Annotated in this window: 17 protein-coding genes; 9 read left to right on the top strand and 8 right to left on the bottom strand. The window is 58.8% G+C overall.

Annotated features, from left to right (window positions below; all coding sequences use genetic code 11):
• Positions 1-118 precede the first annotated feature (118 nt).
• Positions 119-2,002, top strand: a complete 1,884-nt coding sequence (locus tag CA85_RS03670) for a TolC family protein (RefSeq protein WP_186774730.1) — start codon at positions 119-121, stop codon at positions 2,000-2,002.
• A 47-nt stretch (positions 2,003-2,049) separates the two neighbouring features.
• Here CA85_RS03670 and carB read toward each other — a convergent pair whose 3' ends face one another.
• Positions 2,050-5,307, bottom strand: a complete 3,258-nt coding sequence (carB, locus tag CA85_RS03665; protein WP_146389973.1) for a carbamoyl-phosphate synthase large subunit — start codon at positions 5,305-5,307, stop codon at positions 2,050-2,052.
• Positions 5,308-5,696: 389 nt separating this feature from the next.
• On the opposite strand from carB, the gene CA85_RS03660 reads away from it, so the two are divergent.
• The 5 genes from CA85_RS03660 to CA85_RS03645 all read left to right on the top strand — a co-directional run bounded on the left by CA85_RS03660 (position 5,697) and on the right by CA85_RS03645 (position 10,376).
• Positions 5,697-6,923, top strand: a complete 1,227-nt coding sequence (locus tag CA85_RS03660; RefSeq protein WP_246112547.1) for a cytochrome c — start codon at positions 5,697-5,699, stop codon at positions 6,921-6,923.
• Between the two features lie 41 nt (positions 6,924-6,964).
• The gene (locus CA85_RS24720; protein WP_186774729.1) at positions 6,965-7,141 is read left to right on the top strand and encodes a hypothetical protein; all 177 of its coding nucleotides are present in this window, start codon (positions 6,965-6,967) and stop codon (positions 7,139-7,141) included.
• The gene (locus tag CA85_RS03655; protein WP_146389971.1) at positions 7,138-8,232 is read left to right on the top strand and encodes a COX15/CtaA family protein; all 1,095 of its coding nucleotides are present in this window, start codon (positions 7,138-7,140) and stop codon (positions 8,230-8,232) included. The genes CA85_RS24720 and CA85_RS03655 overlap by 4 nt, the downstream gene beginning before the upstream one ends.
• Before the next feature lie 75 nt (positions 8,233-8,307).
• Positions 8,308-9,414: a protoheme IX farnesyltransferase gene (locus CA85_RS03650; protein ID WP_246112475.1), complete on the top strand. Its 1,107-nt coding sequence runs from the start codon at positions 8,308-8,310 to the stop codon at positions 9,412-9,414.
• A gap of 5 nt (positions 9,415-9,419) precedes the next feature.
• Positions 9,420-10,376, top strand: a complete 957-nt coding sequence (locus CA85_RS03645) for an ABC transporter ATP-binding protein (protein WP_146389970.1) — start codon at positions 9,420-9,422, stop codon at positions 10,374-10,376.
• Positions 10,377-10,887: 511 nt separating this feature from the next.
• Here CA85_RS03645 and CA85_RS03640 read toward each other — a convergent pair.
• Together CA85_RS03640 and CA85_RS03635 are read right to left on the bottom strand one after the other, a co-directional pair.
• The gene (locus CA85_RS03640; protein WP_146389969.1) at positions 10,888-12,243 is read right to left on the bottom strand and encodes a two-component system sensor histidine kinase NtrB; all 1,356 of its coding nucleotides are present in this window, start codon (positions 12,241-12,243) and stop codon (positions 10,888-10,890) included.
• A complete protein-coding gene (locus CA85_RS03635; RefSeq protein ID WP_146389968.1) occupies positions 12,243-13,616 on the bottom strand; it encodes a sigma-54-dependent transcriptional regulator in 1,374 nt (457 codons plus the stop codon). The genes CA85_RS03640 and CA85_RS03635 overlap by 1 nt, the downstream gene beginning before the upstream one ends.
• 350 nt (positions 13,617-13,966) lie before the next feature.
• On the opposite strand from CA85_RS03635, the gene CA85_RS03630 reads away from it, so the two are divergent.
• Genes CA85_RS03630 through CA85_RS24715 form a run of 3 tightly spaced genes read left to right on the top strand, consistent with a single transcriptional unit; the run spans position 13,967 to position 16,229 of the window.
• Positions 13,967-15,460 (top strand): nicotinate phosphoribosyltransferase, encoded by a 1,494-nt coding sequence (locus tag CA85_RS03630; protein ID WP_146389967.1) that lies wholly within the window; start codon positions 13,967-13,969, stop codon positions 15,458-15,460.
• A complete protein-coding gene (gene pncA, locus CA85_RS03625; RefSeq protein ID WP_146389966.1) occupies positions 15,457-16,092 on the top strand; it encodes a bifunctional nicotinamidase/pyrazinamidase in 636 nt (211 codons plus the stop codon). Before CA85_RS03630 ends, pncA begins: the two co-directional genes overlap by 4 nt.
• On the top strand, positions 16,089-16,229 hold the full coding sequence (locus CA85_RS24715) for a hypothetical protein (RefSeq protein ID WP_186774728.1): 141 nt from the start codon (positions 16,089-16,091) through the stop codon (positions 16,227-16,229). The genes pncA and CA85_RS24715 overlap by 4 nt, the downstream gene beginning before the upstream one ends.
• Before the next feature lie 74 nt (positions 16,230-16,303).
• Here CA85_RS24715 and CA85_RS26080 read toward each other — a convergent pair whose 3' ends face one another.
• The 5 genes from CA85_RS26080 to CA85_RS03600 form a co-directional block, all read right to left on the bottom strand.
• Positions 16,304-16,627, bottom strand: coding sequence for a DUF805 domain-containing protein (locus CA85_RS26080; RefSeq protein WP_146389965.1), 324 nt, complete (start codon positions 16,625-16,627; stop codon positions 16,304-16,306).
• 680 nt (positions 16,628-17,307) lie between these two features.
• Complete coding sequence (locus tag CA85_RS03615) at positions 17,308-18,210, bottom strand: diacylglycerol/lipid kinase family protein (protein WP_146389964.1); 903 nt, start codon at positions 18,208-18,210, stop codon at positions 17,308-17,310.
• On the bottom strand, positions 18,207-18,944 hold the full coding sequence (locus CA85_RS03610; protein ID WP_146389963.1) for a phosphatase PAP2 family protein: 738 nt from the start codon (positions 18,942-18,944) through the stop codon (positions 18,207-18,209). Before CA85_RS03610 ends, CA85_RS03615 begins: the two co-directional genes overlap by 4 nt.
• Before the next feature lie 41 nt (positions 18,945-18,985).
• Positions 18,986-20,119 (bottom strand): tetraacyldisaccharide 4'-kinase, encoded by a 1,134-nt coding sequence (gene lpxK / locus CA85_RS03605; RefSeq protein ID WP_146389962.1) that lies wholly within the window; start codon positions 20,117-20,119, stop codon positions 18,986-18,988.
• Entirely contained in the window at positions 20,073-20,693 is a 621-nt protein-coding gene (locus tag CA85_RS03600; protein ID WP_246112473.1) for a MaoC/PaaZ C-terminal domain-containing protein, read from the bottom strand. Before CA85_RS03600 ends, lpxK begins: the two co-directional genes overlap by 47 nt.
• Positions 20,694-20,701: the final 8 nt, after the last annotated feature.

The raw sequence follows: 20,701 nt of genomic DNA, 5'->3' as shown, positions 1-20,701 counted from the left end.
CAGGCAAGGATGCCTGAGGTTCTCGCCAGCCGATGGTTACGCACTTCATTTTGCCTGCCATTGACCGGGCAACCAGAAGCGGTTGTTTCTGGATCAAGACGTTAAAGGAGTAACAAGGATGAACACCTTTTTAAGATTCACGATCACACGCCGTAGGCGGATCGCAATTACCACCGCGATTGTTTCTGGTTCGCTCGTCGTCCTACCATCGTGCAACATTCCCTGTCTCCGCCGGCCTCAGACGCAAGCCCCGTTGCCGCAAGCTTACCCAGCAGGGAACAACGGAGTCGTTAGTGCTGACAACGACGGTGGAGAGATTTATGATGTGCCGATCCAGGTTCAAGATCCTCTTACGCAGTCCAGTGCCCAGCCCGCAGACTTCAACGAACATGTGGTGGCGACGAAAGACAGCGATAGCTCGGTGAGCTTCGCTAGCTTTCTCAAGAACGGGGATGAGCTCGACCTTCGTCGCGACGCACCGACTACCGATACCGTCGAGAGCCCGGCCGAGGTGGTAATTGATTCCTATGACGAGGTGGTGATTGATTCTTATGAATCGACCTCGAGTCTGGATCCCACACTGACTGAGGTGGCGGTGGCGCCGGCCGAGGTGTATCCAGCTCCCATCGACGGAGCGGCGACGGAATTGGTCTTTGACGAGATGTCGATGGATTTCGGTCCGTCGAGTCTGCAGAATTCATCGATGCTCGGATGGCACGAATTTTTTGCCGACGCAAACCTTTCCGATTTGATTGGCCAGGCGATGCTCGGCAACCAGGAACTCAAAATCCTGGCCGAAGATATACAAATCGCCCACAACGAAGTCTACAAACGCAGTGGTGAGTATCTGCCGTTTGTGACCCTGGGTGGGGGAGTGGGAGTCGACAAGCCGAGTTTGTTTTCGGCGCGGGGGACGGTTGAAGACCAGCTCAGCCCGGTGCCGGGAGTCAATTTTCCCGACCCTCTGCCAGACTTTCTCCTCGCGACCAATGTTTCGTGGGAGATCGACATTTGGAACAAACTGCACAATGCCCAGTACGCTGCCTGTATGCGATACTTAGGCACGCGTGACGGTTGGAACTATGTCGTTACACGGATGGTTTCCGAGGTTGCCGAAAACTACTACGAGTTGATGGCTCTCGACAACCAAATGGCAACTCTCGATGCCACCATCAGGCTTCAGGAAAGGAGTCTGGAGACGGCTAAGGCGATGAAGGAACAGGCGCGCGGCAACGAGTTGGCGGTGCAGCGTTTCCAGGCGGAGGTGCAGAAGAATCAAAGCGAGAAACTGATCATCTCGCAACAGATTGTCGAGGCAGAGAACCGCATCAATTTCTTGCTCGGACGTTACCCTCAACCTGTGAAGCGTTCGTCGATCGACTACATCGATCTCAATATGCAGACGCTCAACATCGGTGTTCCATCTGAATTGTTACGCAACCGTTCGGACATTCGTCAGGCCGAGCGAGAGTTGCGTGCTGCCGGTCTCGATGTCAAAGTCGCTCGCGCTCGATTCTATCCATCGCTGACTCTGACTGCGGGTGTCGGCTATCAGGCATTCAATCCGCGGTACATGTTTTGGACGCCGGAGGCACTGATCTACCGTCTCGCAGGCGACCTCGTCGGCCCCCTGATCAATAAAAGGGCGATTCAGGCCGACTATAAAGATGCCAATGCCGAGCAGTTGCAGGCTGTCTACAGCTACCAGCGTACGATTTTGGAAGCATTCATTGAAGTCACCAACCACATGGCCAAGGTTGAGAACTATCGCAAGAGCATCATCGAGAAGAAGGAACAGCTCGACGCACTCGTCGCATCGATCGACAGCGCCACGCTGCTCTTTCAGAATGCGGAGGGTGAGTATCTCGATGTCTTGTTAGCTCAGCGGGACATGAACGAAGCCAAGATGGTGTTGATCGATACGAAACAGGAGCAATTGTCGGCTGTCGTGAATGCCTACCAGGCGCTCGGCGGCGGCGGAGTGCTCGCCGGTTACCAGTGATCCATCGCTAGCCGACGGCCCTACTCAGCCGACAGGGATCCTGCGGCTTACGACTGATTGCTTAGCGCGTAGCGTTGTTGCAGCGACTCGACTTCCATCTCTCGTTCTCGGACGGCTCTCATCGCGCGGACGGCGGCATCGGCTGCGGCCAGAGTGGTGATGCAGGGAACGCCATGTTGAACACCGGCGGCTCGGATTTTACCTTCGTCGGTGCGTGCTCCTTTACCGCTGGGCGTGTTGAGGATCAATTGGACGTCGTCGTTCTTGAGATAGTCGATCAGGTTGGGGTGTCCTTCGGCGATCTTTTTAACCTGCGTGACCGCGATACCAGCTTCGCTCAATCGCTGCGCGGTGCCTTCGGTGGCGAGTAGTTCAAACCCGAGTTCGTTGAGAGATTTACCGAGTTCGACCACGTCGTCTTTATGCCGCGCCGAGAGCGAAAGGAAGATCTTGCCCGATTCGGGCAAGACAGTGCCGGCGGCGAGTTGGCTCTTGGCGAATGCCATGGAGAACACTTGGCTGATCCCCATCACTTCACCAGTGCTGCGCATCTCGGGGCCGAGGACGATGTCGACGCCAGCGAATTTGCGGAACGGGAACACGCTCTCTTTGATGGAAACGTGGCGGGGGATCGGTTCAGTGGTGATCCCGAGTTCGGCGAGCGTCTTGCCCGCCATGACTTTGGTGGCGATTCCCGCGACGGGGACACCCGTGGCTTTGGCAACGAAGGGTACCGTGCGGCTGGCCCGCGGGTTGACCTCGAGTATGTAGACCTGAGGTCCATCGGCTTCGATCTTGACCGCGAATTGGATGTTCATCAGTCCAATCACGTTGAGCCGGGCGGCCAGTTTTCGCGTGGCGTCGCGGATATCGGCGAGCACCGGTTGGGGCAAGCTGAACGGTGGGATGCAACAGGCCGAATCACCGGAGTGAACACCAGCTTCCTCGATATGTTCCATGATGCCCATGATGACACAATCGGTGCCGTCGCTGATCGCATCGACATCCACTTCGGTGGCATCTTCGAGGAAGCGGTCGATGAGGACGGGTTGTCCATCGGCGACGATGAAGGCTTCGGCAACGTACCGTTCGAACTGGGCGCGGTCGTAGCAGATTTCCATCGCGCGTCCGCCGAGCACGAAACTGGGACGGACCAGGGCGGGAAAGCCGATTCGCTTGGCTTCGACGCGCGCCTCTTCCATGTTGCGAGCGATTCCCGACGGCGGTTGCCGCAGCCCGAGTTCATTGATCAAGCTTTGGAACAGTTCACGGTCTTCGGCCGCGTCGATCGTGTCCACGCTCGTGCCGATGATCGGGACGCCGGATTGTTGCAGGCCCCGGGCCAGGTTCAGTGGCGTTTGCCCGCCGAACTGCACGATGACGCCGTCGGGTTGGATCTCGTCGCAGATGTTCAAGACATCCTCGATCGTCAGCGGTTCAAAGAACAGCATGTCCGACGTGTCGTAATCGGTCGAGACCGTTTCCGGGTTGCTATTGACCATGATCGATTCGATGCCGAGTTCCTGCAGTGCGAAGGAAGCATGGCAGCAGCAGTAGTCGAATTCAATTCCTTGGCCGATACGGTTAGGTCCGCCGCCGAGGATCATGATGCGTTTTTTGTCCGTTTTAGGAGGGACTTCCGATTCCGATTCGTAGGTGCTGTAAAAATACGGCGTGAAGGCTTCAAATTCGGCGGCACAGGTGTCGACGCTTTTGAAGACCGGTCGGATGTTCTCGCTGAGGCGATGGCTACGAACCTGCAGTTCGGTTGTGCCGGTCATCGCGGCGATATGTCGATCGGAAAAGCCACGGCGTTTGAGATCTCGCAGTTTCTCAGTATCGATCTTGTCGAGTGAGCCGAGTTCGGTGATTTCGTTCTCGAGCTCGATCAGGTGCATGAGGTGTTCGAGGAACCACTCATCGATGTGCGTCAGGGCGTGGATGTCGGCAACGCTCATGCCCGATTTCATGGCATAGCGGATGTAGAAGACGCGTTCGCTACCAGGGGTGCTGAGTTTGGCGCGAATTTCGTCGCGGTCGGGTTGTTCGTCGGTGCCCCATTTATCTTTGGGGTCACTGCCGAACCCGAAGGCGCCGACCTCGAGCCCGCGGAGTGCTTTTTGGAAGGACTCTTGGAACGTACGGCCGATGGCCATCGTCTCGCCCACGCTCTTCATCTGGGTCGTCAACGTCGCATCGGCTTCGGGAAACTTCTCGAAGGCGAAGCGTGGGATTTTCGTCACGACGTAGTCGATCGTCGGTTCGAAGCAGGCTTTCGTTTTCTGCGTGATATCGTTGGGGAGTTCCCACAGTCGGTAGCCGATTGCCAGCTTAGCGGCAATTTTCGCGATCGGAAAACCAGTCGCTTTGCTGGCCAGGGCGCTGCTGCGACTGACCCGCGGGTTCATCTCGATCACGATCATCCGTCCGGTATCGGGCTGGATCGCGAATTGGATGTTGCTGCCGCCAGTTTCGACGCCGATCTCGCGAATCACTGCCAGCGAAGCGTCTCGCATCCGCTGGTATTCCTTGTCCGTGAGCGTTTGAGCGGGAGCGACGGTGATCGAGTCGCCCGTGTGCACGCCCATCGCGTCAAAGTTCTCGATGCTGCAGATCACGACAACGTTATCGTCGCGGTCGCGCATGACCTCCATCTCGTACTCTTTCCAACCGATGATCGATTCCTCGATCAGGACTTCGGTGACGGGCGATTGGTCGAGCCCATTCTGAACGAGCGCATCGAAGTCATCTTTGTTGTAGGCGATTGCCGAACCGGAGCCGCCCATGGTGAAGGACGGCCGCACGACAGCGGGCAGCCCCACTTCGGCGAGCGCGGCGCGGGCTTCGGCGAGCGAATTGACAGTGAATCCGGTGCACACATCGAGCCCGATTTTTTCCATGGCCTCTTTGAACTGATCTCGCTCTTCGGCTTTGGCGATCACCTTGGCGTTGGCGGCGATCATCTCGACCCCATATTTCTCGAGCACGCCATTGGCGTCGAGTTCCATCGCGATATTCAGTGCCGTTTGGCCGCCGAGCGTTGGCAGGAGGGCGTCCGGACGTTCCTTCGCGATTACTTTCTCAACGACCTGCCACGTCAGAGGCTCGATGTAGGTGGCGTCCGCCGTCGCGGGGTCGGTCATGATCGTCGCTGGATTGCTGTTGACGAGCACCACCTCGTATCCCTCCTCGCGGAGCGCCTTGCAGGCTTGCGTCCCTGAGTAATCGAACTCGCAGGCTTGGCCGATCACGATCGGCCCACTGCCAATCAGGAGAATTTTTTTGAGGTCTTCGCGGCGCGGCACAGTCGTGGATTCCAGAAAGTGAGTCAGGAGTGGGGACCAAATTTCGCGGAGGATAACACGTTTTGGGTTTGGCGCAGAGGACGGTGCCTGCAGCGTTTTGTCGCGGAACGCGGTTTTCGCCGATTTGGGTGGTGTTCAGCACGAGATGCTTGGGGACAATGGGGCGACGTTTCACCTCGCTGTTCCATTTGCCTCTGCTTTTTATTCTCCATCTGATGTCCTGTCTCGCGATTTTGATCCGCCGAATCGGTCGGCATTGCCGCCTGCGGTCAGGATGTGTCGGGTTTTCCGCCGTCGGAGGCTGCTCTGACGTTCCGGAGAGGACGGTTCGGGCGGCGCCCAATCGCTGTTCCATCGCGAGTCCAGCGGCCTGGATCCTAGCGGCGTTGATGGTCTCGCCGAGTGTTTTGATGGTGGGATGCCGCGAGTCGGCCCCTGAGTTTGGCCACGACCGTGTGCGGGCCATGTCCTTGGAAATTTCTCGCGATTTGCCAACCGAGGCGGCCATGCAAGACGTCTCGGTGGTGGTGGATAAGTTGTTCGGAACGCCACAATCGCCACGTTGGCCCCGTCGTTGGATGCGCAGCGAAGCGGAGCAAAACCTGGTTTCGCTGCAGCGGCTCGAGATTGCAGCTGGTGGCGTCAGGAGCGATCAGGCCAACGTGCATTCGGGCTTGTACCAGGAGCACTGCGTGATCTGTCACGGGATCGCGGGCAGTGGCACGGGGGCGGCCTCGCGATTGCAAGTGCCTTACCCACGCGATTTCCGGGCAGGAGTTTTCAAATGGAAATCGACCACTCGCTCGGAGAAGCCGACTCGTGATGATCTCGAGCGAGCGTTGGTGTCGGGCATCCCGGGGACGCCCATGCCCAGTTTCCGGACGCTGCCTTCGTCCGATCGCGATGCGTTGGTGGACTATGTGATTTATCTGTCGGTGCGGGGTGAAGTCGAACGCCGACTGCTCGCTCACGCCGTGGATATGCTCGATTATGACGAATCGGCGCCGGCGGACGAGTTGCGAATTCAGTTGCGAGATGAAGAGGCTCTCGCCCAGCAGAGCGGAGCGGACTCCACCGCGTCGATGCAGCTCGATGAGCTAAGTGATGGGCAGCGGGCGATTGCCGATGTGATCCATGATGTCGTCGGCCGGTGGGTCAGCGCCGAGTCGTCACCGGTTCCACCGCAGCCCTCCGATGAGGGAGAGGCGTTGGCGGCATCGGTTGCCCGTGGCCGCGAACTCTTTAACGGGCCTGTCGTGGCCTGCGCGGGCTGCCATGGCCAGGATGGCGTGGGCGGTCTGCCGTCATTGGACTATGACGATTGGACGAAAGAATTCACGACGCGGATTGGGATCACCCCCGAGGACACCGAAGCAGTCAAGCCATTTCGCAAAGCCGGGGCCCTGCCACCGCGGAAGATTGAACCGCGGGTGCTCGCCGAGGGTTTGTTGCGGGGCGGCGACGATCCCGAAACACTGTATCGCCGGATTCATCACGGCATCGCAGGGACCCCGATGCCAGGGATCGAGATTGTCGTGCCCAGCGAGGAAGGAACGGGAGTGTCACCCAGGGACGTCTGGGATCTCGTGAATTTCTTAGAAGCGATGAAGAACTAAGAGCCCGTCCGTCCGCCCCCGTTTTTCTTGAACTCTCTAGCATGCGTGATACCTATCGAAGCGTTGGTGCCATTGTGGGTCTGGCCCTGGGTCTGGCCCTGATGTGGCTATTGGGACTGGGCGGCATGGTGCCGGCGGCAATTTTCGGTGCCGGTGGGGCCGTGATCGGTGGCATGAGCGGTGAGCGTCTGGCGGACCGAGGGGGGCGCTTGAAGTGACCACGCCAGCCTCCACGACTGCCTACACCGCCCCAGCGGCGGATCTGTCTGGTTCATCGGTAGCAGTTTCGCCGTGGCCGCGACGGTTGGCCTGCACGCTGGTCATTCTCGTCTGGCCGCTGATTTGGGTCGGTGGTCTGGTCACGACCTATGACGCAGGCATGTCGGTTCCCGATTGGCCGGGGACGTATGGATACAATTTATTTTTGTATCCGCTGTCGACCTGGTTGTTGGGGCCGTTTGATTTGTTCATCGAGCATGGTCACCGATTGCTGGGAGCTCTGGTGGGGTTCATTGCGATCGGGTTTCTGGTCGCAGCATGGCATGGTGACCGTCGCCGCTGGGTGACTGTGCTGGCCGCTGTGGTCTTGGTGGCGGTGATCGGTCAGGGAGTATTGGGTGGGCTGCGGGTGACGATGAGCGCGCGTGTGTTGGCGATGGTCCATGGCTGCACCGGGCCAGTCTTCTTTGCCTTGTGCGTGGTGGCTGCTTGTGTGACAGGGCGTCGCTGGCGGCCGGATGCGGTACTCGATGCCGCTGGGGTCGAGCGAGAGAATGAGACGGAATCGACGAGCGGTGAGCTGCGTGTTGTGGGCCGAGCGCAGCCCGAGACGACTTCACCGCGGATGGTATGGCCGATCTTGTTGGTGGGTGTCGCTTATCTGCAGATTCTGCTCGGGGCTCAGTTGCGGCACGCCTTGCCGACATCGAGCCCGGGGATGTTCGCACACACCGCGATGACTCATGTTGCGACGGGGGTCGCCCTGTGGTTGCTGGCCTGGGTTGTTTGGGGGGTGATGCGGGGGTGCGGCGATTTGACGCTCTCGCGTCCTGCGGCAGGCTTGGTATGCTTTGTGGCGTTGCAGCTCTTGCTAGGGGTGGGGACGTGGATCGTGAACTACGGTTATCCCGCGATCATGGATTCGTTTCCTGGCAGTTCCTCCTACCGGCTGGCGTCTAAAAACATGCTCGATGCGTGGATTGTGACGGGGCATGTGGCGACAGGTTCCTTGATTTTGGCCGTATCGACTTTATTGGCTGTGCGGTTGCGGCGACGGCGCTGGGTGCTGGCCCACGTGCCGCAGAGGTAGCTCGGCGTTTGCCGCCTGAATCGTGGCGAGCGACCTCAACATCTGACGCACTTTTTTCTATTCTGATTTTCTCTCATGACGGGGCCGCTCATGGCGACCGACTGCCGCGAATCGTCGACCGCTCTTTTGGATCAACCACTCGTGATTCCCGACGAATCTGTGACGCCCGACGAGCCGCTGACGCCGAGCGAGACTGCGCGTTCGCTCGACCGACCGCGCAGCGGTGTTGCGGATTCGGCCGACGCGGAGCCTCGGGTACCGCCGCGTGAGCGTCGCAAACGCGAACCCACACGTTTCGGGGATTTCATCGAGCTGACTAAGCCACGGATTGTGTCGATGATTTTGGTCACGACGGTGGCCTCAGCTTGGATCGGGATGTCTGCTAAGACCGGCGTGATGCTATCGCTGCCGGAGTGGTTTGCGTTGCTCCTGGGAACGGGGTTGGTCGCTGGCAGCGCGGGTGCGGCTAATCAGGTATGGGAGCGTTGGATCGATCCCTTGATGCCGCGTACGGCATCACGTCCGTTGGCATCACGGCGAATGTCGGTGGCCACAGGGGTAGCGTTTACAGCGGTCCTGGGTTTGCTGGGCACAGTGGTTCTGGCGTGGCAGTTTGGTCCTGCCCCGGCATTGGTGGGATTGGCCACCTGGGGTGTTTATGTGCTTGTTTATACCCCGATGAAAACACGGACAGCTTGGAATACGACCGTGGGCGCGATCGCCGGTGCTTTGCCCGTGTTCATGGGGTATACCGCGGCGGGCGGACAGATGACCGATTTGGCAGGATGGATGTTGTTTGGCGTTCTGGCTTGTTGGCAGTACCCACACTTCATGGCGATCGCGTGGTTGTGTCGGCATCAGTACGCCGAGGCAGGTTTTCAGATGACCACGACGATTCAACCGAGCGGCCGAAGCGCTGGCTGGCAAAGTATCGTTGGTTCGATTGCCTTGGCTGCTTGCGGTGTGACGATGTGCTTGGCTCCGGCGGGCGATTTGATTTTGTCGGTGGCGAGTTTGGTAACCTCGTTGTTGGTGGTCGCGGCGACGTGGCCGCTGTTCGTCGCGGCAGTGCGATTTGCCCGCCAGCGTGACGATCAGCACGCTCGCAAGATGATGCGTTGGTCGTTAGTTGTCTTGCCTGCGGTATTATTGGTAATGACGCTACGAGTGATCGGTCTGTGATAGCAATGGAAGACAAGAAGCAAGCTCTTGCCGCGGTTTCGGTGGCGGGATTGAGCCATCGATATGACCAGACATACGCTGTCAATGAATTGGACCTGAGTGTCCATGGCGGTGAGATCGTGGCGGTGCTCGGTCAGAACGGCAGTGGGAAAACGACTCTGTTTCGCCTCTTGAGCACGCTGTTGCCGGTCCAGCAGGGGCAGGTATCGATCGCCGGTGCCGACGTCCGCAGCGAGACGATGGCGGCCCGTGGTCGGCTCGGCATTATCTTTCAGTCGCCGAGTTTGGATATCAAGCTTACTGTGCTCGAGAATCTACGCTGCCAAGGTGCCCTGTATGGTCTGGCGGGTGATCGGCTGCGGAATCGTTGCGATGAGTTGCTGAAACAGTTTTCGCTGGAGGACCGCCGAGACGAATTCTGCCAGACGTTGTCGGGCGGGCTGAAGCGGCGAGTCGAGTTGGCCAAAGGTCTGTTACACCGGCCGCCGGTGATGCTGCTGGACGAACCGAGCACCGGGCTCGACCCCGCGGCGCGGTTGGCGTTGTGGGATGCGTTGGAGTCACTCGCTGCCGAAGGTGTGGCGGTGATGTTGACGACCCATCTCATGGACGAGGCGGCCAAGGCGTCGCGGGTGGTATTGCTCGACGCCGGGAAAAAGATCGCGGATGCCCCGCCGGCGGAGTTGCAGCGAGCCGTGGGGGATCGCGTGCTGAGTATCGTCGCCGAGGATCTCTCAGGAGCGGAGTCCTATCTGCGAGATGAAATGGATCTGATCCCGCTGCGTATCGGCAAGACGCTGCGATTGACGAGTGAGCAATCCGGATCGCGTGACCTGGCCGACTTGCTGTCCCCGATTGCCGAGCGGCTCGGTGACTCGGTCGAGTCCATTTCGCTGGGACGAGCGAGTTTGGAAGACGTCTTCGTAGCCAAGACCGGCAAGGCATTCTTGGACCAGGTCTAGGCGAGCGGGCAGGCGATTGAATCGACGCTGGTGCCGCAAAGCGGGACGAGTGCCGTTCAGGCCCCGGGTAACGCCGCCCACTTATGCGTCTCGGCTCAACTAAGCATCACGTGATCAATAAGTGTCGAATTTTGCGAGATCTTTTCTGTAGTGGACGAGGCGACGAGTTGTTGATTCCCGCCAGTTTGCTCCCCCGTGTGCTTGTCACACGGGAAGCTAAGTTTTGAAATTAGAAAACCGCGGCATCGACACGCGTTCCCCTGTCAGCTTGTCTGACAGGAAACCAAGCCGACAGACTTTGCTGTCATGCGGGGCAAGCCCGCATGGGAGCGGGGTGAACGCTCCATTGTTCTAATCACAAAACGGCGATTCCTGTCAGACAAGCTGACAGGGGATCTGGTTTTGTGGGGAATCAACAGCTCATTGCCTCGTCCGATACGACATTCATTACTCCCGCGTTCCCAATCGCCAGGCCGCTGATGTGTCTCGGCTCACTGGAACCGACAGCCCGCTAGTGGAGCTGGACCGTGAAAGTGGTGCCATTTGGGCCGGTTTCGAAATCGAGACTTCCATTGTGCTGGCGGATGATCTTGTCGCACAGGGCGAGTCCCATGCCGGTGCCGTCGCTACGAGTCGTGAAGTAAGGGTCGAAGATTTTAGGTTGCACTTCGGCCGGGATTCCATTGCCGGAGTCGGTCACGTCGATACGTATACCACCGTCTTCTCCGGAGACCGCAAAACGCAAGCTGCCGCCAGCGGGCATCGCCGCGATGGCGTTGAGGGCAAGATTGAGGAACACTTGTTCGAGTCGTGCTGAATCCGCCTCGATGGTGTCGAGCGGTTGTTCAGGGCCGGAGACCAGCAAGCGGACATTCTGCTTTTCAGCATGAGGGCGGAGTAAGCGAACGAGCTTTTCAATCAATTCGCTGACGTCGACGGGAGAGCGCCCAATGTCATTGATCGACGCATAATTGCGGAAACCGTCGAGCACGTTGCCAATTCGTTTGACCTCCGCATTGAGGATGCTAAGTGATTCGTTGATTTCAGCATCGTCGGTCTCTTCGGCCAAACGTTCGCTGAGCAACTGGATGTGGAGAGCGAGGGCCGCCAGGGGGTTTTTGATTTCGTGCTGCAGACCGGCCGCGAGGGAACCGAGTCCCATGTATCGTTCCATCCGCCGCAGTCGATCCTCCATCAGGGATTTTTGAGTAACATCACGGACCTGCAGCACGAATCCCAGTTCATCGCCTGAGCGATTATGAAGCCGGGTGCATCCGGCACGCAGGGTTTGGGTGTGTCCGCTGCGAAGGACACGGTAATCGCGGTCGCGGATCGGGTTTTCAAAACGGCGGCTTTCTTCAAGGATTTCGGCGAGCGATTCGTGCTCGAGGCCGAGATCGCTAACGTTGTGGCCGATTCCCGGCGGGAGTGGAGGTTGAGGATTGCCCGACAAGCCGATCAGCATTCTGCCTTGAGGGTTGATGCTCGTGAGAATACCTTCGGTGTCCGTCGTGATCACCCCCGCATCCATGCTCGCCAGAATGTCTGAGGAAAGTACCTTGACGTCCTCGAGGGACTGTTCGCTCGATAGATAGGCGCGGACAACAAAGACGAGAGCCACGCCAGCGGCGGCAAAATCGATCACTAGCAGCAACAACAGGCTACGCTGGAGCATGAGTTCTCCTTTCAGCTCCGATGCCACGACGAGATCGCTCGCGGGCAAGTGCTTGACGATCTGGCTGACGATCTCCTGTTCCCGCCGGACCACCGAAAAGATCCAGGCCGTGGTCAAGAATGATAGGCAACTGAGCACGGTCAGTCCGATGGCGAGTCGTCGAACACCGCGTCCGCCGGGGGCATCAATCATCAGTGCAGTCCAAAACGGCCCATTTTATAATGCAGTGTGCGAACGCTGATGCCGAGTGCCTTGGCGGTCTTTTCTCGGTGCATGTCGGACGCCTCGAGGGCGACGGTAATGGCCTGCCGTTCGCACGCTTCCACCGCGTCGGCCAACGCGACGACCGAGGTATTCAAGGCGTGGACCGGTTCGGTTTTCTGGCGCAGTTCCGACGGCAGTTCGTTCTCGTGAATCACCTCGCCCGCGGCGGTGATGACCATGCGCTCGATCACGTTCCGAAGTTGTCGCACGTTTCCGGGCCAAGCGGCAGAGATCATCGTTTGCATGGCTTCGGGGGAAAGTCGTTTCATCTCGCGACGGTGTCGGGTGCAGAAATGCTCGAGAAAGTGTTCGACCAGCAAGGGGATGTCTTCTCGCCGCCCACGCAACGGTGGTAGCTCGATCGGGATCACGTTGAGTCGATAGTAGAGGTCTTCTCGAAAGGTGCCGTCATCGATCAGGTCTTGGACCGGCCGATTGGTGGCCGATACCACGCGAGCGTCGGATTGAAGCAGCTGTTCGCCTCCCACTCGGGTGAAGCCGCGGGTTTCGAGCACGCGCAGCAAGTCGACCTGGCTCTTGGCAGACATCTCGGTGACTTCATCCAAAAACAACGTACCCGATGTCGCTTGTTCAAAACAACCAGGTTTTTGCCGGGTGGCACCGCTGAAGGATCCTTTCTCGTGACCGAACAGTTCGCTTTCGAGTAGCGTTTCGGGAAGGGCACCGAGGTTGACGGCGATGAACGGGCCATTCTGGCGATCGCTGAGATCGTGTATCGCTCGCGCGATGAGCTCCTTCCCTGTACCGCTTTCGCCATGGATCATGACGGTGGCTTCGGTGGCAGCGACTTGTCGAATCTGGCGAAAGACATCCTGCATCGCGGCGCCGCCGGCAACGATCTCGGACATCTCGCCCGAGTCAACCAGCCGGCTGCGCAGTCGATGGTTCTCCATTTGCAAATCAAAGTGCTCACGCGCCCGCCGCACCTGTTGACGGACGAGATTCAAATCCAGCGGTTTGAGCACGAAATCGAACGCCCCCGCCCGCATCGCTTCCACCGCCGTTTCCACGGTGCCGTGCGCTGTGATGACAATCACTGCCGTCTGCGGACGCGCATGGACGATCTTCTGAAGCAGCTCGATGCCCGTCATTCCGCAATTCAGCCGTACGTCCACAATCACCAGCGGAAAATCTTCTGACTCCAGCTTGGCGAGCGCCTCGGAGGCGTCGGCAGCCGTCTCGACCCGATCGGCGTCCCCGGCTAAACCACGGGCGAGCCCCGAGCGGATATTCGGTTCGTCGTCGACGATCAAGACGCCGAATGAATCTGGATGAGGCATAGCGTTGAAGGGACTGCGGGATGTTTTCTACAAGCGGACGGCCGTGGAGCGGTCTCACCTATGCACGTTGTGGACCGAACGTGCCGCAGACAACTCTGTGTGAGGAGACGATACTCCCATGCCTAACGGCAAAGACTGCGAAAAAGGCTGGTGAGTGGAGCGCTGCCGCCGGCTCAATACTATATCAGCTGAAGCAGCCCCCGCTGAGCCATCTGTGCAAGTTTTTGCAGGTTGATGTGAAGTAACTTGCAGGTACTGAGGGGCCGCCGAGCAGGCGAACCGGGATTGGCGGTAAACTGTCCTCTGAGTAAACCTCCCCTGCGAATGGCTCCTGCGAATCGAGCGCCGAGATGAATCAACTCACCGATCTCTACCGACCCACGCTATCTCTGCTCACCGATCTGTATCAGCTCACGATGGCGTATGGGTATTGGAAACACGGTTTGGCAGAGCGTGAGTCCGTGTTTCATCTTTTCTTCAGGAAGTCACCTTTTGCAGGTGGATACTCGATCGCCTGCGGGTTGCAGACGGCGGTTGAATACCTGCAGCGACTTTCCTTTGACAGCGAGGACCTGAGTTATCTCGGCACGTTGACCGGCAGCGATGGCAACCCACTCTTGGAGGACGCATTTCTCGACTATCTCGGAGACCTTCGGTGGAGCTGTGACGTCGACGCAATCGCAGAGGGGACGGCGGTGTATCCGCACGAGCCTTTCGTGCGGGTCAAGGGTCCGATCTTGCAGTGTCAGCTCGTTGAAACACCGCTGCTGAATCTGATCAATTTCCAAACGCTGATCGCGACGAAGGCGGCTCGAGTTTGTGCGGCTGCTGGCGTGTACGAGGAGGGCAGTCGTGACCGGGTGATTGAGTTTGGATTGCGGCGAGCGCAGGGAATCGATGGTGCCTTGTCCGCCTCGCGAGCCGCGTTCTTGGGAGGCTGCGCGGCGACGTCCAATGTAATGGCGGGACGGCTCTATGGCATCCCTGTTGTCGGCACCCACGCTCATAGCTGGGTGATGACGTTTGCGAGCGAGCAGGAGGCCTTCGAATTGTACGCCGACGCGATGCCCAACAACTGTGTGTTCCTGGTCGATACCTACGATACGCTCGACGGCGTCCGCCGCGCTGTCGAGGTAGGCCGCCGGTTGCGTCGATCGGGCCATGAGATGCTCGGCATTCGATTGGACTCGGGGGACCTAGCGTGGTTGAGTATCGAAGCGAGAAAAATTCTCGACGAGGGAGGATTTCCTGACGCGAGCATTGTCGCGAGCAATGATCTCGACGAGCGTCTGATCACGAGTCTTAAACTGCAAGGCGCCCGCATCGATACCTGGGGCGTCGGGACGAAGCTGGCGACCGCCTACGATCAGCCCGCTCTCGGTGGTGTTTATAAACTCGGCGCCATTCGTGACGAGAAAGGCAACTGGCAACGTCGTATCAAGCTATCCGAACAGACCATCAAGGTGAGCAATCCGGGGATCCTGCAGGTCCGTCGGTTTGAGCATGCGTCGGAGCACCGAGGCGACATGATCTATGATGAACTTTCCGAATGGGATCGAGACGGCGCCGCGATCATGGTGGATCCCAGCGATCGGAATCGCCAAAAAGAATTCATAGCCGGGACGAACTATACCGACCTCTTGCAGCCGGTCTTTCGCGGAGGTCAACAGGTCGGCGAATCTCCTAGCCTGCAGTCGATCCGTGATCGAGTGCGGGAGCAGCATCACCGAATACCGCCGGCGGTCCAACGATTTGACAACCCTCATGAGTACCCTGTCGGACTCGAACGAGGCCTGTATGACTTGAAAGCCGATATGATTCAGTCGGCGCGGGAGCAAAGATGAACGCCTTGATTCTGGTAGACTTACAGAATGATTTTTTGCCTGGTGGCGCCCTGGCGGTATCGCGTGGTGATGAAGTTATCAAGATCGCCAATCGATTGATGCCAAGATTCGATGCGGTTGTGGCTACGCGAGACTACCATCCCCCGAACCATTTAAGCTTCGCCTCCGAGCATCCTGGACGCTCGGTCGGTGATTGTGTGAACGTTGATGGTCTCGATCAAATCCTCTGGCCGGTACACTGTGTCGAAGGGACGCGCGGTAGCGATTTTTCGAGCGAGTTGAACACTGGGCTGATCACGAAGGTGTTTTCCAAAGGGATTGACCGACGGCGTGATAGCTACAGCGGTTTCTTCGACAACGGAGGCATTGTCTCGACCGGTCTCGGCGAATACCTGCAGCGAACGGGCGTGAGCGAAGTCTATGTGATGGGGCTGGCGACGGATTTCTGCGTACGCGCCACCGCGACCGATGCGGTCCGGTTGGGCCTGACCACCTATCTGATCGAGGACGGTTGCCGTGGTGTCGATCTGCACCCAGGTGATTGCGAGCGTGCAATCAGTGAGCTGGAGCAATCGGGCGTCCACCGCGTCGAGAGCCGGCAGGTACCAGTGCGGTCTCAGGGCAAAGCGTGAAACTGATCGTTAAGCCAACCGAAATCGTGCTCGTGCTCAGCGAAGCGGTGCTCGTAATCGAACTCAGCATGGTGCTCCACACCAGAATCTGTGACACCATCGAATTTCATCGCTACTGGAGTCACCGATTCGAGTAGGAGCACGAGTACCGGCTGACGCCTGAGTACGAGTACGACTATTGCCAAAAACAACGCCGTTGCTATCCCGATTGTCATCGTTCGTCGAGCATATCTGACGACCAAGTCCGGCGCGGATCATGTCCGTATCGGTTGTTCCCACGGTTTCCTTTGAGAATCCCAATGGTCATGAAGAGGAATATTTGACCGAGACCGGGAATGAGTCCAAGACAAATCAGCCATCCGGACCAACCGATATCGTGAAATCTCTTGGCTCCGATAGCCACGAAATTCCAAAGCATGGCGATTGGAACGATCAGGAAAGCCAGTGGCAAGATCGGGAAGACGAGCGATGCGGCGGCGAGTAGGGAAAGAAGCCCAATCCAACAAACGATGGACAGCCCAGCGGCGACCCACATCACTTCGAGAGAAAGCCGGCCCCGCAATGAGAATAAGATCCAAAGGACGTCGAAGTGTGATGGGATCGTCTGTTCGTTCTTTCGAAGAGGGGGATCCGTCTCGAGAACCTCGGCCGAGGTTTATCCGCGCCCAAGCCGTTCAAGTCTTGCTTACACCCGGGGCAAGACCCGTCTGGTTCAGAGATGACTCGTACCCCACAATTCGGACAGCTAACAATGTTCACGGTGATTCAGGGTACTCTAGTTCGGTGAACGATACGGTTCAGCGGGGCGGGAGCGTTGGCTGCCTATTTGTGAAATCTTGCAAGCCCGGCTCCGTTGCAATGCGCCCAACACGGGCGCGATCTTGTGGGCTGAGAGTCCCCTGTACTTATCTCCGGTTTCTTTCCACGAGGCAGTATACCAAATGTAACTCACGCGAAAGACAGCACGAGGTGAGGGCCACTGTGGCGAGGTGACAGACCGTGGAGAGGAAGCCTGCGAAGATGATCGATAAGCCAGCGAACTACACGTACTGGACGTCTTCTCGCCAAGGCCTGACAGACTAGGAACACTTGCTCGATCGAGAGGCGATTAACGTGGAGTCTATCGTGGTCGAAAATGGGTTCGCTCACGGATGCTCCCCGATTCGAGTAGGAGGGGGCTGGATTCAGGAGGCAAGCAAAATTTTGCGCAGCGATTTAGTTCAACGCATTGACCTGGCCGACGTAGGTTCGAATCGCTGCGGGGACGACTTCGAATTCGATGGGTTGTTCGTCGATGAGTTCGCCGTCGAGGGTGAACCTCATGGGCGGTTCTGAAAGCAGTTTGATCCGCTTGGCTTTGCAAGACATCACTTGCTCGCTCGCAAGGAACTGGCCGGTGAGGTTCTTGGCAACGATGTCGACCATATCCAGCACATTACCATCGCGGATGATAATGACATCGAACAGGCCGTCGGCAGGCGAGGCCTCGGGAGCTACTTCAATGCGGCCAGCATTCGTTTTGCCATTGGCGATCAAGACGGCCCACGTGTCGAGATTCTCAATGCGTTGATCATCGATTTCTGCCGTGATGCGGAAGCTCTGCATGTCAGCTAGGACGCCAACGGCTCCACGCAGGTAACAGAGTGCTCCCCAGCGAGACTTGATTTCGTCGGTGAGCTCCTCGGACACCCGAACGCAATTGCCGCCCGCGGCGACGTTGGAGAAGTAGCGGTCCAGACCCTCTCCGCGAATATGGATAACATCGATGGCGGTGGTGATGCCGGCGTGGATCAGTCCGATCGCCTCATTGATGTCATCGGGAATTTGCAGTGTGCCGGCGAAGTCGTTCGCTGTGCCAAGGGGTACGATGCCCATTCGAGGGCGTTGCTGCAGGCTGATCTGCATGAGGCCGTTGACGATCGCGTGAACGGTTCCGTCCCCGCCCGCTGCGATAACGGTGTCGCCGCCAGCGGTGACGAACTGATCGATCGTTGTTGCGACTTCGACCTGGCGATTGAGCTCTACCCAGGTGGTCTCCGGGGTGTCCAGCCCCTCACGCAGCGACTCGAACTGAGCGGCTTTTCCGGCACCTTGATTGTAGAAAACGAGTTGCTTCACGGTAGGGGTTGCTTTTTAGCTTGAGAGTGAGGGATTGCCCTCGCTACCAACCAACAGATCAGCGCCCAGACCAGACCGGCGGCCCAACCGGCCAGCACATCAGTCGGGTAATGCACGCCCATGTACACGCGGCTCACCCCAACCAGCACGGTCAAGACAACCGCCACGGTAATCACATAAAAACGGACCCAGAAGTGTCGTAGCACGGGAGCCACCAACGCAGCCAGGGTCAGGTAGACGACAGCAGACATCATCGAGTGACCACTGGGGAAGCTGTTGGTGTAGACGTGGGAAAGGTGCGGCACGATATCGGGACGCGGCCGGTCGAAAAATTGTTTCATCAAGAGGCTGGCTGTCATGCCGCCGAGTGTGGATACCAGTAGCACAGCGAGCATCCGATAGGCGCGGTGGATCGCCAGGAAGCCAGCGGCGGCAAGGATCGCCAGTAGCAGAACGGAGATCCCACCGAGAGCCGTTAGGTCCCGTCCCACCTCGGCGAGCCAAAGAGGGCCGATCGGTAGCGCCGGATCATCGGCTTGCCGCAGGCTGCGGACCGCCCAGCGGTCAAAGGACTGCGTGTCGCCCTCGAGTACCTCGTCGGCGATCGCTACGAATCCCCACGTTCCTAGTAGCACGATCAGCAGGCCGAACAGCACGATCGGTTCCCGTCCCCACAGAAACCGGACAAAGCGGCGAAGCCAGTTGGATCGGGGAGGTGGGGTGGATGTATTCATGCTGCTGTATTTAGCAAGTTATGTGCCGAATGGGCTCGCGTTTAAGCTCCCGGTGCGGGGGTGGAAATGACACTCTCGACGAGTGACTGCAGCGTCTGCTCTCCCGCTTGCAGTTTCAGGTCGATTTGCAGGCAGCCCAGCGGCACGCTTGCGATTTGGTCGGTGGCGATCTTGACGGCGTCTTTGTGGGTGCAAAGCAGCCAATCGATCTCGCTAGATTCACGCAGCGATTGGGTCCACTGACGCAGGGCTTGGCGGGTTTCACGGTCGTACGGATGGTGATCTGCCAATTGGTAGTGGCCGAGGACCCGGGCCCCAGCGCCGCGTGCAGTTTTCTCAAAGGCGGCCGGGTTGCCAATCGCACTGATCAGAGCGACGGGTCTGTCCTGGAGTGACTCGATGGGTTCGCGACGGCCTCCCTCGAACAAGACGTTGGAGGGGGCATGTGACGTTTCGAGTAACGGTCGCTGTCCAAGGTGATGGCGGATCTCCTGGCGAAGATGCCCCAGCGTTTCCGAGTCGACCTGATCGGTCCGCGTCAGGATGACTGCGTCGGCGCGGCGCAGGCTACTGACGGGCTCTCGCAGATAGCCTCGCGGCAGCAGGTAACCAAACCCGAACGGGCAGGTGGCGTCGACGACGACGAGGTCGAGATCACGATGCAAACGGCGGTGTTGAAACCCGTCGTCCATGACGAGCACATCCGCTTCGAGTTCCTCCACTGCGATCCGAGCCGCCTCGACACGATCGGCATGCTGGACATGAGGTACGTCTGGCAGCCGCTCCGCCATCTCCATGGCTTCATCGTTGATGCCGCTCTCACCGGCGCCATAGCCACGGCTGATGATCGCGACTTGCCGGCCGAGTTTTCGCAGCCGAACGCACAGATCGCAAACGACGGGGGTTTTCCCGGTACCACCAGTTGTCAGGTTGCCCACGCTGATCACGGGCACGTCAGCATGGGCGATTGTGGCCCGACGGGTGTCGTATCGAAACCGCCGGATCCGGGCCCCCACGCCATACAGCAGGCCAGCTGAGCGGAGGCCGAGCCGCGCCGAAGACGCCAGCGGTCCGGTGGCCTGGCCGCTGAGGAGGGCGCGATGATCGAAGACGCTGGGCCGAACGCTCTTAGCGAGGTCGTCGAGGGGCGGCGGATCGGGTGGTGGAGTTGCCATGGAGGTCACGTTTGATGGAGGCGACCAAGGTAACGAATCTGCCCTGCTGCAACAGCCGGCCATCGCTCGAAATCAGTTTGCGGAGCCAAGTGACCCGGCCTGCGCGGCGGCCGTGAGCGGCGATTGTCTCGATCTCCGTGACGACGTGGACAGTCTCGTCAAAGAAGATCGGGTTCTCAAAGTGCCAATCGAGGATGCCAACCAACGCGAGCGTGGCGGCGCGCGGATGTTCGGCTGACAGTCCGGCGAGAATACTCAGTCCTAGCAATCCATGGGCAACCGGAGCTCCGAAGGGAGATTGCATGCGAGTCTTGTCACTGCCCCCCGGGGCGGTGTCGCCCTGGGCGGCGCCGTGCAGTGGGTCAAAGTCGCCTGTCAGCGAAGAAAATGAGGCGACATCCTCTTTCGTGATCTGTCGCGATGGGCTCTGCCAGCATTGGCCCTCGGCCAAGTCTTCGTAATAAAGCGTCGTCCCAGCGGCTGGAGTGGACGGAGCGATCACTTTCTCGGGCGGATCAGGGCGAAACGTCGATGTCGTCATGGAGGGTGCATCCATTCGGGTAAAAAAGTTCATCGCTGATC

It is taken from the genome of Allorhodopirellula solitaria (assembly GCF_007859855.1).
Classification (GTDB): domain Bacteria; phylum Planctomycetota; class Planctomycetia; order Pirellulales; family Pirellulaceae; genus Rhodopirellula; species Rhodopirellula solitaria.
The sequence above is the reverse complement of the archived record's forward strand: the minus strand, read 5'-3'. Positions and strand labels throughout refer to the sequence as shown.